General features: G+C 74.6%; 9 protein-coding genes. 5 read left to right on the top strand and 4 right to left on the bottom strand.

All coding sequences use genetic code 11. The features are described from left to right. Positions 1–100: 100 nt before the first annotated feature. A complete protein-coding gene (locus tag Q5530_RS19770) occupies positions 101–2863 on the bottom strand; it encodes an ATP-binding protein (protein ID WP_415364124.1) in 2763 nt (920 codons plus the stop codon). A 389-nt stretch (positions 2864–3252) separates the two neighbouring features. Between Q5530_RS19770 and lon the strand changes: the two genes are divergently transcribed. Then, on the top strand, positions 3253–5619 hold the full coding sequence (lon, locus tag Q5530_RS19775) for an endopeptidase La (protein ID WP_415364126.1): 2367 nt from the start codon (positions 3253–3255) through the stop codon (positions 5617–5619). A 165-nt stretch (positions 5620–5784) separates the two neighbouring features. Here the strand turns inward: lon and Q5530_RS19780 are convergent, their stop codons facing one another. Then, positions 5785–7422, bottom strand: coding sequence for a PstS family phosphate ABC transporter substrate-binding protein (locus Q5530_RS19780; protein ID WP_415364127.1), 1638 nt, complete (start codon positions 7420–7422; stop codon positions 5785–5787). Between the two features lie 222 nt (positions 7423–7644). Here Q5530_RS19780 and Q5530_RS19785 point away from each other — a divergent pair, with 222 nt between their 5' ends. Further along, complete coding sequence (locus Q5530_RS19785) at positions 7645–8172, top strand: YbhB/YbcL family Raf kinase inhibitor-like protein (RefSeq protein WP_415364128.1); 528 nt, start codon at positions 7645–7647, stop codon at positions 8170–8172. A gap of 44 nt (positions 8173–8216) precedes the next feature. Next, entirely contained in the window at positions 8217–9593 is a 1377-nt protein-coding gene (locus Q5530_RS19790) for a mycothione reductase (RefSeq protein ID WP_415364129.1), read from the top strand. A 94-nt stretch (positions 9594–9687) separates the two neighbouring features. On the opposite strand, the gene Q5530_RS19795 is transcribed toward Q5530_RS19790, so the two are convergent. Next, positions 9688–10827: a CynX/NimT family MFS transporter gene (locus tag Q5530_RS19795; protein WP_415364130.1), complete on the bottom strand. Its 1140-nt coding sequence runs from the start codon at positions 10825–10827 to the stop codon at positions 9688–9690. 204 nt (positions 10828–11031) lie between these two features. Here Q5530_RS19795 and Q5530_RS19800 point away from each other — a divergent pair, with 204 nt between their 5' ends. Further along, positions 11032–11703 carry a FadR/GntR family transcriptional regulator gene (locus Q5530_RS19800; protein ID WP_415364132.1) on the top strand — a complete coding sequence of 224 codons (672 nt, stop codon included), beginning with the start codon at positions 11032–11034 and terminating at the stop codon, positions 11701–11703. Positions 11704–11866: 163 nt separating this feature from the next. On the opposite strand, the gene Q5530_RS19805 is transcribed toward Q5530_RS19800, so the two are convergent. After that, positions 11867–12775 carry a LysR family transcriptional regulator gene (locus tag Q5530_RS19805; RefSeq protein ID WP_415364133.1) on the bottom strand — a complete coding sequence of 303 codons (909 nt, stop codon included), beginning with the start codon at positions 12773–12775 and terminating at the stop codon, positions 11867–11869. Between the two features lie 73 nt (positions 12776–12848). On the opposite strand from Q5530_RS19805, the gene Q5530_RS19810 reads away from it, so the two are divergent. Further along, positions 12849–13751, top strand: a complete 903-nt coding sequence (locus Q5530_RS19810) for an EamA family transporter (RefSeq protein WP_415364134.1) — start codon at positions 12849–12851, stop codon at positions 13749–13751. Positions 13752–13768: the final 17 nt, after the last annotated feature.

Genomic DNA, 13768 nt, shown 5'->3' on the forward strand with positions numbered 1-13768 from the left:
TCAGCCGAAGGCGTGATCGTCGTGGGTCGCCCGAACGGGCACAACCCCCTAACGGACGCTCGTGCCCGTTTCGCGGCAACCTAGCGGATGGGTCCGCGGCTCACCTCGGCGCGCACTGGTCGTCGGAGTCGTCGTGGTGGGCTGAGTCGCCGTGGTGGGCCGGGTCGTCGTGGTGGGCCGGGTCGTCGTGGTGGGCCGGGTCGCCGTGGCCGTCCGGGTCGTCCGGGTGGTCGAGCTCGTCGAGCCGCCGCCGCACCCCCTCGGCTTCGGCGTCACGACCCTGGCCCCGGTACAGCTCCCACGCCTGCCGCCACACCTCGCGGGCCCGGTCGACCCGGCCCAGGGCGGCGTACGGGTGGCCCAGGCCCTCCAGGCTGTCGGCTTCGGCGTAGCTGTGGCCGAGTTCCCGGAACACGGCGAGGGCCTGGCGGTAGTGCTCCAAGGCCCGGTCGTGGTGGCCGGTGCGGTGGTCGACGTAGCCCAGGCTGTCCAGGCTCATCGCCTCGCCCTCGCGGGCGTGGTGCTCGCGCTGGAGGGCGAGCGCGGCCCGGCAGTGCTCGCGGGCCCGGTCGTAATCGCCCAGCAGGGCCTCGTACCAGCCCACGAGGTTGAGCGACAGCGCCTCGCCCACCCGGTCGTCCAGGGCGCGTTGCAGCCGCAGGGCGTGGGTGGCGTGCTCCAGCGCCTTCGCGTTGTCGCCCCGCAGCGCCCAGAGCCGGGTGAACTCCTGGTGGGCCCGAGCCTGCCGATCGGCGTCCCCGGCGCGTTCGGCCAGCACCAGGACCTGGCGCAGGTGCTCCTCCGCCTCGTCGTAGCGCCCCAGGTCGGCGCAGGCGCGGCCGCTGTACCGGTGGGCCAGGGTGCGGGCGACGGGATCGGGCAGGCACTCGGCCGCGGCCAGCCCGATCCGCCACACGGCGAGCCGGTCGTGCAGGTGCCCCCGCCGGTGGTGGAACGTGGTCAGGGCCCAGGCCAGGCCCCACGCGGCCCGGTGCCGGCCGGTGGCGGCGGCGGTGCGCTGGGCCACGAGCAGGTTGGGGTGCTCGGCGTCGAACCACGCCAGGGCGGCGGCGTAGTCGGTCGGCGGGCTCAGGTGGGTGCCGGGTTCGGGCGGGTCGAGCTCGGCGGGGGTGCGGTCGGCCATCAGGTGCCGGTCGGCGGCGTGGGCGGTGTGCAGGTAGTGGTCGACCACCCGGCGCAGGGCCTCGTCCCGGGTCCGCCGGGGCAGGGTGGCCGCGGTGTCGGCGGCGTGCCTGCGGATCAGGTCGTGCATCCGGTGGTGACCGCGGGCGTCCTCGCCGATCAGCGACGCCTGCACCAGGCCGCGCAGCACCGCCCTGGCCGCGCCGGGCGGCAGGCCGGTGAGGCTCGCGGCGGCGGGCAGGCCGATGTCCGGCCCAGGCGCGATGCCGAGCAGGGCGAGGGCGGTGGCCTGGTCGGGGGTCAGGGAGCGCAGGGACCACGACAGCACGGTGGGCAGGCTGGCCGTCGGGTCGTCGTCGTCCAGGGCGTCCAGGCCGAGGTCGCGCAGCTCGGCCGCCAGGGCGGTCAGGGTGAGCTGGGGACGGGTGTGGGCGTGGGCGGCGACGATGCTCAGCGCCAGCGGGAACCCGCCGCACAGGGCGATCAGCTCGGCGACGGCGGCGGGCTCGGCGGCGAGGCGGCCGGGGTCGAGCCGGTGGGTCAGCAGGGCGCGGGCCTCGTCGTCGGCCAGCACGTCCAGCGGCAGGTGGTGGGCGTCGTGGGCGGTGATCAGCCCGGCCAGCCGTCTACGGCTGGTGACCAGCACGGTGCAGGTGTCGCCGCCAGGCAGCAGCGGGGTGACCTGGGCGGTGTCGGCGGCGTTGTCCAGCACCAGCAGCATCCGCCGGTCGCCGACCAGGCCGCGGAACAGCGCGGCCTGGGCGTGCGGGTCGACGGGGATGCGGCCGGGGTCGACGCCCAGGGCGTCGAGGAAGCCGCGCACCGCCACCGCGGGGTCCATCGGCTCGCCGTCGGGGCTGAACCCGCGCAGGTCCACGAACAGCTGGCCGTCCGGGAACCGCCCGAGGTCGCGGTGGGACCAGTTCAGCGCCAACCAGGTCTTGCCGATGCCCCCGGCGCCGGCGATCGCGGAGACGACCACCGTGGAGCTGTTCGCCACGGCGGCGTCCAGGCGGTCCAGCTCCTCCTGGCGGCCGACGAACGGCGAGGGCGGGGCGGGCAGCTGGTGGGGCGCGGACGCCGGGTCGGGCGCGGGGTGGTCCGCGGCGGTCCGGTCGGCCGGGTAGGGGTGGTCGGGCAGGGCGATCCAGGCGGTGTCGCGGGTCTCCTTCACGCTCACCGGCGCGGGCCGGAACGTGGCCGGGTCGAGCACCGCGGAGTTGCGGACCACCTCGTCGAAGACCCAGCGGGACACCACCAGCGCCAGCACGCCGGGGGAACCGGCCAGGGCCCGCTTCAGCGGCGCCGCGTCGATCAGCCGGAACGCGGTGGTCAGCGCGGTGGAGGTGGCGCCGTGGCCGTCGAAGGCGACCTCACCGGCGTGCACGGCCACCCGCAGCCGGACCCGCTGCTCGGGCGGGCAGGCGTCGTTGTGGGCGCGCAGCGCCGCCACCAGCGCGGCGGGCACCACCTCCACCAGCGGGCCTTTGGGGAAGTCCGGCGGCACGAGGACGAACACGCAGTCGCCGCGGTCCTCGTGGTAGCAGTCCTCCCACGCCACCCCGGCCGCCCGCAGCGCCGCCTCGACGACCCGGTACAGCCCGGCGCGCGTGCCCAGCTGGTGGGGCAGGGTGCGGCGCGGGTCGCCGAAGCCCTCCACGTCGACCACCACGATCGTGCGGTGCACCGCCGAGCCCGGGCCGCCGGCCGTCGTAGCCACACCGTGCATCGTGCCGGTGACGGCGGGTGAACACGATCACAACCGGAGAAGTGCACCCGAAAGCCGCAGCACCGCCCTCGGGGCCCGTCCCGTCGCAGGCTGCGCCCTCGGGCCTGCCCCCGTCGCAGGCCGTCCCACCACGGCCTACCCCTCACCGCCTGCCTCTCGTCGCCTGCTGCCGCCGCCTGCCTCCGCCGCCGCCTGCCCTCCTCACCGCCTGCCCCGCGCCGCCTCCCCCACCGCTGCCTCCCCCACCGCCACCTCCCCCTGCGCCCCTGCCCCCTCTCCCCCTGCGCCCCTCCCCGCCTGCTCGCTCTGGGCGAACAGGCGGCGGAAACAATTCCCCGCTCACCTTGGTTGAGCCAGTCAGACTCAACTTTGGAGGAATCATGGGCGAGACGTTGGCGCTGCCGGTCCTGCCGCTGGACGACGTGGTCGTGCTGCCGGGCATGGTCGTGCCGATCCGGCTCAGCGGCGTGGACGCCGGCGCCGAGGCCCGCGCCGCCGTCGAGGCCGCGACCGCCGCCGGTGGTCAGTCCAAGGTGCTGCTGGTGCCGCGGTTGGACGGGAAGTACGCCAAGGTCGGCACACTGGGCGTGATAGAGCAGGTGGGCAGGCTGTCCGGCGGCGAGCGCGCGGCCGTGGTGCGCGGCACCGAGCGGGTGCGCATCGGCACCGGCACGACCGGTCCCGGCGCGGCGCTGTGGGTCGAGGCGACGATCGCCGACGTGCCGCCCGCCGACGAGCGCACGCACGAGCTGGCCCGCGAGTACCGCGCGCTGGTCACGTCGATCCTCCAGCAGCGCGGCGCGTGGCAGGTGGTCGACTCGGTGCAGCAGGTCGACGAGCCGTCGGCGCTGGCCGACCTCGCCGGGTACGCCTCGTACCTGGGCGACGAGCAGAAGGTGTGGCTGCTGGAGACGCCCGACACCACGCGGCGGCTGGAGCGGCTGATCGAGTGGGGCCGGGAGCACCTGACCGAGCTGGACGTGGCCGAGACGATCCGCAAGGACGTCAAGGAGGGCGTGGAGAAGCAGCAGCGCGAGTTCCTGCTGCGCCAGCAGCTCGCCGCGATCCGCAAGGAGCTGGCCGAGCTGGACGGCAAGCCCGCCACCGAGGAGCAGGACTACCGGGCCCGCGTCGAGGGCGCCGACCTGCCGGAGCACGTGCGGCAGGCCGCGCTGACCGAGGTCGACAAGCTGGAGCGGACCTCCGAGCAGTCCCCCGAGGTCGGCTGGATCCGCACGTGGCTGGACACGGTGCTGGGCATCCCGTGGAACGAGCGCACCGAGGACTCCTACGACATCGCGGGCGCGCGGGCCGTGCTGGACGCCGACCACGCCGGCCTGGACGACGTGAAGGAGCGCATCGTCGAGTACCTGGCCGTGCGGCGCAGGCGTGCCGACCGCGGCATGGGCGTCGTCGGCGGGCGGCGGTCCGGCGCGGTGCTGGCCCTGGTGGGCCCGCCCGGGGTCGGCAAGACCTCGCTCGGCGAGTCGGTCGCGCGGGCCATGGGGCGCGAGTTCGTCCGGGTCGCCCTGGGCGGTGTGCGCGACGAGGCCGAGATCCGCGGCCACCGGCGCACCTACGTGGGCGCGCTGCCGGGCCGGATCGTGCGCGCCATCTCCGAGGCGGGCTCGATGAACCCGGTCGTGCTGCTGGACGAGATCGACAAGGTGGGCGCGGACTACCGGGGCGACCCGACCGCCGCGCTGCTGGAGGTGCTGGACCCGGCGCAGAACCACACGTTCCGGGACCACTACCTGGAGGTCGAGCTGGACCTGTCGGACGTGGTGTTCCTGGCCACGGCCAACGTGCTGGAGTCCATCCCGGGCCCGCTGCTGGACCGCATGGAGCTGGTCCGGCTCGACGGGTACACCGAGGACGAGAAGGTCACCATCGCCCGCGACCACCTGCTGCCCCGGCAGGTCGAGCGCGCCGGGCTGGCGCCGGAGGACGTCTCGATCAGCGAGGCGGCCCTGCGGAAGCTGGCCGGCGAGTACACCCGCGAGGCGGGCGTGCGGCAGCTGGAGCGCTCGCTGGCACGGGTGCTGCGGAAGGTGACGGCCCGGGTGGCGCTGGACGAGGCGGCGCTGCCGGTGGCGGTGGACGTGCCGGAGCTGCGCGGGTACCTGGGCTCGCCCAAGCACACGCCGGAGTCGGCCGAGCGGACCGCCGTGCCGGGCGTGGCCACGGGGTTGGCGGTGACCGGCGCGGGCGGTGACGTGCTGTTCGTGGAGGCGTCGCTGGCGCCGAAGGGCACCGGGTCGGCCGGGGTCGTGCTGACCGGGCAGCTGGGCGAGGTGATGAAGGAGTCCGCGCAGATCGCGCTGTCGTACCTGAAGTCGCACGACGCGGGCGCGGAGGAGCTGGCCGAGCGCGGGGTGCACATCCACGTGCCGGCGGGCGCGGTGCCGAAGGACGGGCCGTCCGCGGGCGTGACGATGACGACGGCGCTGGCGTCGCTGCTGTCGGGTCGCCCGGTGCGCTCCGACGTGGCGATGACGGGCGAGGTCTCGCTCACCGGGCGGGTGCTGCCGATCGGCGGGGTCAAGCAGAAGCTGCTGGCCGCGCACCGCGCGGGCATCACCACCGTGCTGCTGCCGCAGCGCAACGAGCCGGACCTGGACGACGTGCCGGAGCAGGTGCGCGACGCCCTGACCGTCCACCTGGTCCGCGACGTGAGCGAAGTCCTGACCCTGGCCCTGGAACCCACCACCGCAGCCACCACAGCCACCACCGTCACCGCCGCCTAAACCCCAGGCGCGAGTCGTACGTCCAGACCCGTCGTGTCGTACGTCCAGGACCCCCGAGTTCAGCGTTCAGGATCCCCCGAACGTGCAGCCCGGGGGTCCTGAACGTGTAACTCGGGGGTCCGGAACGTACGACTCGCGTGACCTGGACGTACGACTCGCGCGGGGTCAGCGGTGGGTGCAGAGGGGGAGGGGGAGGTTGTCGGGGGTGTGGCAGGGGAGGTAGCCCGCGTCCTTGAGGTGCAGGCGCGGGGCTTCGTGCTGGCGGACGTAGGTGATGAAGCGGGCGGCGGCGGAACCGGGGGCGGGCTCGGTGCGGGTGTAGAGGTACTCGACGGTCCAGAACGGGTAGCCGGCCTCCACGCCCGCGGCGGCGTCGAAGACCTTGCCGTCCAGGGACAGGGCCGTCAGCCGGTTGGTCTTGCGGGCCTCGGCGACCGACGGGGCGTCGGCGTACCCGATCGCGCCCTCCACCGCGCCGATCTCCCGCACCACGTCGGCGTTGTCGTCCCGCTCGCAACGGATCACCGGCGCGTCGGGCGCCCGGTCCTTCACCCGGCAGTCGTTGGACGACAGCGCGCTCTCGCTCGTGCCCAGCACCCGCCGCTCGAACAGCTCCCGCGTCCCCGACTCGCCACCGCGCCCGACGACCCGGATGGGCAGCGGGTCGCCGCCCCGCAGCTGGCTCCAGTCCGTGTACGCGCCGGAGTAGACGCCGCGCAGCTGCTCCAGGCTGATCGCGTCCACCCCGACGGACGCGTGCACCACCACGTGGTAGACCACGATCGCCAACTGCTGCGCGTGCACGCCCGGCACGTCCTGCCTGCCGTCGGACAGCACCACCAGGTCCGCGTCGCCGCCGGCCACCTCGCGGACGCCCTGGATGCTGCCCGTCGCCCGGGTGACGACCCGCGCGTCCGGGCACGCCCGCTGGTACCGGTCGGCGATGGTCCGCGCGGTCGGCATGAACACGCTCGACCCCTCCACCCGCAGCGTCCCCGTCCCGCACGCCACGGACGCGTCCGTCGACGACGGCGGCCACGCCAGCACGAGCACCAGCACGGCCGCCAGCACCGTCGCGAGCCCGCCCGTGAGCCGGGGCAGCGTCACCAGCCGCTCCGGCCGCTCGTCGTGCACGATCCCGGCGCCGCCGAGGTCGCCGACGACCTCGACCTCCTTGCCCAGCTCGCCGTCCGGGTTGCCGTCCGGCTCGCGCAGCACCACCAGCAGCTTGAACTTCTCCTTGCGCCCCAGCGACAGCTTCTCCAGCCGCACGCCGTGCCATACCGGCTCCCCCGGCACCTCCGCGGTCACCGGCAGCCGACCCCACTTCGCCACCAGCTGCGCCATCCGCTCGCGCACGGTCGGCAGCGACGCGCGCACCGGGCTCGCCTCCGTGCCGAAGAACTGGAGCGTGCGCCGGATCTCCGCCTTCCGCTCCTCGCTGCCGGCCTCGGACACCCTGGCGTTCCACACCACCCGGTCGCCGAAGGTGAACGTCAGCGGCGTGGTGAAGTCGCCGCCGTGGACCGGGTAGCTGCCGGTGTTGCGAATTCGGATGACCACGATGCTCATCCGGTCCAGCACCCGGACCAGCTCGCGCAGCTGCGGCGGGTTCGGGTCGGAGCCGTCGTGCAGCTGCTCCGGGCCGAGGCCGATCTTCGAGTTGTACAGCACGCGGTACCCGAGCCGCTTGCGGCGCACGAACAGCCGGTCGATGACCGGCGCCGCGAACAGCAGCGCGATCGCCAGCGCCACCGGCCCGGGGCCGCCGAGGAAGTCCAGCGCGGACCTCAGCTTCTCCACACCGGATTCTCGGTCGGGGATCCGGCGGTGTTCCGGCGATCGCCAGGGGTTCACCACCACTTCACCGACCGGTAAGGGGAGGAGGGATGGGACGGGCCTGCCGGCGTCGGCCCCGGGCCGGTGCGTGTTCTGCGTCACCCGGCTGACCGGTTGCCGCCTGCGCGGCCGTTCGCGCGGGGATAGGGTCGTGCGGTCCGACAAGATCACGTGTGGGAGGACCCGATGAGCCTCGAGCGCCCTGTCACCCCCGACCCCTACGCCCTGCTGCCGCAGGTGCCGTCGTTCACCGTCTCCTCGACCGACGTCGAGGACGGGCAGGCGTTGCCGCAGGCCCAGGTGCACGAGGGCGGCAACACCTCGCCGCAGCTGAGCTGGACCGGGTTCCCGGAGGGGACCAGGAGCTTCGTGGTCACCTGCTTCGACCCGGACGCCCCGACCCCCTCGGGCTTCTGGCACTGGGTCGCGGTGAACATCCCGGCGTCGGTGACGTCCCTGGACACCGGCGCGGGAGAGTCCGACGACACGCTGCCCGACGGCGCGTTCCACGTGCGCAACGACTACGGCACGCGCGCGTTCGACGGTGCCGCCCCGCCGCCCGGCGACCAGGTGCACCGGTACTGCTTCGTCGTGCACGCGGTGGACGTGGAGCGGCTGGACGTGGACGGCGACGCCTCGCCCGCCGTGGTGAGCTTCAACCTGGCCTTCCACACCCTCGCGCGGGCGCTGCTCGTGCCGACCTACGCGCACTGACGGGGCCGGGAACAAGTGCCCCGCGCCGCGGGTTGGAGCACGACGTGAGGCACTTCGACCTGGTCATCATCGGTTCCGGCTCCGGCAACTCCATCCTCGACGAGAGGTTCGCCGACCAGCGGGTCGCGATCGTCGAGAAGGGCGTCTTCGGCGGCACCTGCCTGAACGTCGGGTGCATCCCCACCAAGATGTTCGTGCACACCGCGGACGTGGCCGCCGCGCCCGCCTCCGGCGCGCGGCTGGGCGTCGACGCCCACCTGGACGGGGTGCGCTGGACCGACGTGCGCGACCGGATCTTCGGGCGCATCGACCCGATCTCCGAGGGCGGCCGGCGGTGGCGGGCGGAGGAGAACGCCAACGTCACCGTGTTCGCGGGCACGGCCAGGTTCGTCGGCCCCCGGACCCTCGACACGGGCACCGGGGAGACCATCACGGCCGACCGCTTCGTGCTGGCGGCCGGGAGCCGCCCGGTGGTGCCGGACGTGGCCGACCTGGAGTCGGTCGGCTACCACACCAGCGACACGATCATGCGCCTCGACGCCCTGCCGCCCCGGCTGACCATCCTGGGCAGCGGGTTCGTGGCCGCGGAGTTCGCGCACGTGTTCTCGTCGTTCGGGGTGCGGGTGACCCTGATCGCCCGGTCCGACCTGCTGCTGCGGCGCGAGGACCGGGAGGTCGCCCAGCGGTTCACCCGGCTCGCGTCGGAGAAGTGGGACGTGCGGCTGAGCCACAAGGCGGTGCGGGCCGAGCGCGTGGACGGCGTGGTGCGGCTGCACCTGGAGGGGCCCCAGGGCTCGGTGTCCGTGGACGGCGAGGAGCTGCTGGTCGCGGTCGGCCGCACGCCCAACTCGGACCTGCTGGACCTGGCCGCCGCCGGGGTCGAGCTGCACCCGGACGGCCGGGTGGTCGTGGACGAGCACCAGCGGACCTCCGCGGCGGGCGTCTACGCGCTGGGCGACATCAGCAACGAGCACCAGCTCAAGCACGTGGCCAACCACGAGGCGCGCGTCGTGCAGCACAACCTGCTGCACCCGGACGAGCCGATCGCCGCCGACCACCGGCACGTGCCGGCGGCGGTGTTCACCTCGCCGCAGATCGCCTCGGTCGGGTTGACCGAGGAGCAGGCGGCCGAGCGCGGCGTGCGGTACGTGGTGGGGTCGCAGGCGTACGCGTCGATCGCGTACGGGTGGGCGATGGAGGACACGACCGGGTTCGCGAAGGTGCTGGCCGACCCGGGCACCGGGGAGATCCTGGGCGCGCACGTCATCGGGCCGCAGGCGCCGACGGTGATCCAGCCGCTGATCCAGGCGATGAGCTTCGGCCAGGACGCCAGGTCGGTGGCGCGCGGTCAGTACTGGATCCACCCGGGTATGCCCGAGGTGGTCGAGAACGCGCTGCTCAACCTGCCGCTGGAGTACTGAGGAGCGGAAGCCCGGCCGGACCCCTCGAGCGGCCGGGCTCTCCGCCTCTTCCCCGTCACCGGCACATCGCGCGTGCCGGGTGGGGCGTTATCACCTAGAGCGTGCGCGGCCGGCCCGCGACCCAGCCCAGGGCGGTCAGCAGGACCAGCAGGCCGACCAGGACGAGCATCGAGGTCGTCCACGTGCCGGTCGCCCCGCGCAGCACCCCGAACGCGAACGGGCCCGCCGCGGAGATCAGGTAGCCGATGCTCTGGGCCATCGCCGACAGCCGCGCGGTGTCCGCGCCGGACGAGGTGCGCAGCGAGATCATCACCAGCGCGAGCGGGAACATGCCCATGCCCACGCCGATCAGCACCACCCACAGGGCTGGCGCGGCGGCGGGGGCCACGGCCAGGCCGAGCACGCCGAGCACCGACAGCGCGCCGAGCACCGCCACCAGGCCGGATTGACCGGGCCGGCGGGCGGCCAGCGGCGGCACGACCAGGCTCACCGGCACGCCCAGCACCATGGTGACGGCCAGCAGCAGGCCGGCCGTGGCGCGGTCCACGCCGGCGGCGTCGACCAGGATCTGCGGCAGCCACCCCATCACCGTGTAGGCCAGCAGCGACTGGAGGCCGAAGAACACGGTGATCACCCAGGCCAGCGGGTTGCGCAGCAGGGACCGGCCGACCGCGGCGGGCGCGGCGGTGGCGCGGACCTCGCGGCCGTGCCGGGCGCCGGCCAGCCAGATCAGCAGGGCGGCCAGCGACAGGGTCGCCCAGGCGCCCGCGGCGAGCCGCCACGAGCCGAGCAGGGACTCCAGGCCGGGGGTGAGGGCGGCCCCGAGCGCCGCGCCGGCGGCCAGGGCGGCGGTGTAGACGCCGGTCACCAGGCCCACGCGGGTCGGGAACGAGTCCTTCACCACCACCGGGATCAGCACGTTGCAGACCGCGATGCCCGCGCACGCGATGAACGTGCCGCCGAGCACCGTCGACGGGCCGTTGACCACGCGCAGCACCAGGCCGAGAGTCAGCACGGCCAGGGACAGGCCGACCGCGCGGGCCATGCCCAGGCGGCGGCCGAGCCACGGCGCGAGGAACGCGGCGACGCCGAAGCACAGCGTCGGCACGGCGGTCAGCAGGCTGGTCCAGGCCGTGGAGACGCCCAGGGAGGCGCGCACGTCGCCGAGCACGGAGGCCAGGCTGGTGACCGCGGGGCGGAGGTTGGCGGCGGCCAGCGCTACGCCGATCGCCAACAGGGTGCTGCCGACCAGGGCAACCTGCCTGCTCCGGCCCCCGGGACCGGCAGCATCACCAGCAGGATGGGCCGCGATCGTCGCCTCGGCACCGTGTTCGGTGGCACTGTGGACCATCGACGGTGACGGGTCGGGCTGGGTCTGCTGGAGCGTCACGCGGCTTACTATTGCAGACATGGGATGTTCGGATGAAAGGATGGACCTGTGCCATTGGCCACTACTCGGCGGGCCGGGCTCGTCGACCAGGTGATCGACCAGATGAGGGGAGCGATCACCGCCGGTGAATGGCCGGTCGGTCGCCGCATCCCGCCCGAACCCGAGTTGGTGACCGCCCTGGGCGTGGGCCGCAACACCGTGCGGGAAGCCGTGCGCGCGCTGTCCCACGCCGGGTTGCTGGAGGTCCGCCAGGGCGACGGCACGTTCGTCCGCGCCACCAGCGAGCTGTCCGGCGCGGTCCGCCGGATGTGCGGGACCGAGCTGCGCGAGGTGCTCCAGGTGCGCCGGACGCTGGAGGTCGAGGGCGCCCGCCTGGCCGCCGTCCAGCGGACCGAGGAGGAGCTCGGCCGGTTGGCGGAGCTGCTGGCGCAGCGGGACGAGGCGCTGGCCGCGAAGGACTGGGCCCGGCTGGTCGAGCGCGACACCGCGTTCCACGTGCTGCTGGTGCAGTGCTCGCACAACACCCTGCTCGCCGAGCTGTACCAGGGCCTGACCGAGGCGGTCCGGGCCAGCATCACGGCCACGGTGGAGACCGACCACGAGGACGAGCACGTCTCGCACGCCGGCCTGCTCGACGCCGTGCGCGACCGCGACGCCGCGCGGGCCGCCGCCGAGGCGGGCGGGTTCCTGGAGGACCTGCTCGAGCGCCACAGGGGCTGACCGCGGGCCGGCGCGACGGGGCCGCGGTCCCGGCGCGACGGGGCCGCGCTCCCGACCCGGCGAGGCCGCGCTCCCCGTACAACGGGCCCGCGCTCCCGGTGCGACGAGGCCGAACTCCCGACGCGACGGGCCGCGAGGAAGGGCCGGCGGCCCCGCGCCGCCTCTACGCCGTGTCGCGCCGCTCCCAGCACGCGCGCAGGGCCGCGAGGGCGGCCGTGACGGCGGGTCGGCGGCCCGCCCGGGTGCGCCAGACGGCGAACACGCGGCGGGTCGGCGTGGGCACGAACGGCACCGCGCGCACCGTGCCCGGCAGCCCGCTCCGGCCCAGCCGCGGCAGCAGCGCCACGCCGATCCCCCTGGTCAGCAGGGCCAGCTGCGTCTCGTACTCCGCGACCCGGTGCGCCAGGTCGGGCTCCCGCCCCGCGCTCCGGAAGGTGTTGACCAGCCAGTCGTGGCAGATCGTGCCCTCCGGCTGGCAGATCCACCGCTCCCCGGCCAGGTCCTCGGGGGTCACCGCCGCCCGGTCGGCCAGCGGGTGCGAAGCGGGCAGCAGCACGTCCGCGACGTCCTCACCCAGGCGCGTCCGCGACACCGGCTCGGGCACGGGCAGCGGCGCGTTGACCCAGTCGTGCGTGACGGCGAGGTCCAGTTCGCCGCGCGCCACCGCGTCCAGTCCGTCCGGCGGGTCCAGCTCGACCGCGCGCACGTCCAGCCGCGGGTGGTCCCGGGACAGCGCCTCCAGCGCGGCGGGCAGCAGGCCGCGCGCGGCCGTGGGGAACGCGCCGACGCGCAGTTGGCCCACCGCCTCGCCGCGCTGCTCCTCCAGCGCCACCTCCGCGTGCTCGACCAGCGCCAGCACCTGGCGGGCGGTGCCGGCCAGCAGGTGGGCCGCGTCGGTGAGGGCGACGCCCCGGCCCCGGCGCTCCAGCAGCGTGGTGCGGGTCTCCCGCTCCAGCTTGGCGATCTGCTGGGACACCGCCGAGGGCGTGCAGCCGATCGCGGTGGCCGCCGCGCCGACCGAGCCGTGGGTGGCCACCGCGTGCAGGGCGCGCAGCCTGCCGAGATCCAACATGCAGCGATGCTAAACGACAAGCGTGAGTATTAATTGCTGGTGCTTAACGGTCGTGGCGTCGAGGGTGAGCGGTGTGAAGCCACGCCACGTCGCCCTCGCGGTCCTCGTCGTCACCATCTGGGGGATCAACTTCGTCGTCATCAAGGTGGGCCTGCGTGATTTCCCGCCGCTGTTCTTCTCCGCGCTGCGGTTCCTGGTCGCCGCCGTGCCCGCGCTGCTGTTCGTCGGCGCGCCCAAGGTGGCGTGGCGCTGGGTCGTGGCGGTGGCGCTGGCGCTGGGCGTGACCAAGTTCGGGCTGCTGTTCCTGGGCATGGCCGCCGGGATGCCGGCCGGCCTGTCGTCGCTGGTGCTCCAGAGCCAGGTGTTCTTCACCGTGCTGTTCGCGGCCGTGCTGCTGCGCGAGCGGCCGCGGCCCGCGCAGCTGGTCGGGATGACCGTGGCGGCGGTCGGCATCGTGGTCATCGCCCTGGACTACGGGGTGGGCGGCCCGCTGTCGGCGTTCCTGCTCGTGGTGCTGGGCGCGGTGGCGTGGGGCCTGGCGAACGTGGCCACCCGCCGCGCGCAGCCGCCGGACCAGCTGAACTTCATCGTGTGGGTGAGCGCGCTGGCCGTGCCGCCGCTGCTGGGCCTGTCGCTGGTGTTCGAGGGCGCGGCGGCGGACCTGGCCGCGCTGCGGGCGCTGACCTGGACGGGCGTGGGCGCGGTCCTGTTCATCGCGTGGGTGTCGACGCTGCTCGGCTTCGGGCTGTGGAACTTCCTGCTGCGCCGGTACGAGGCGAGCGCGGTGGTGCCGTTCGCGCTGCTGGTGCCGGTCACCGGGATGCTGTCCGGGTGGCTGCTGCTCGGCGAGACCACCATGGCGGTGCGCCTGGCCGGGGCGGGCCTGGTGGTGCTGGGCATGGCCGCGGCCACGGTGCGGCGACGGGCGCCCGGGACCCCCGCACGGGCGGTTGACGCGGCCGCGGGGGTTCGCTGAGCTGGACGGGTGGAGCA

The organism is Saccharothrix sp. BKS2 (assembly GCF_047689505.1).
Classification (GTDB): Bacteria; Actinomycetota; Actinomycetes; order Mycobacteriales; family Pseudonocardiaceae; genus Actinosynnema; species Actinosynnema lopnurensis.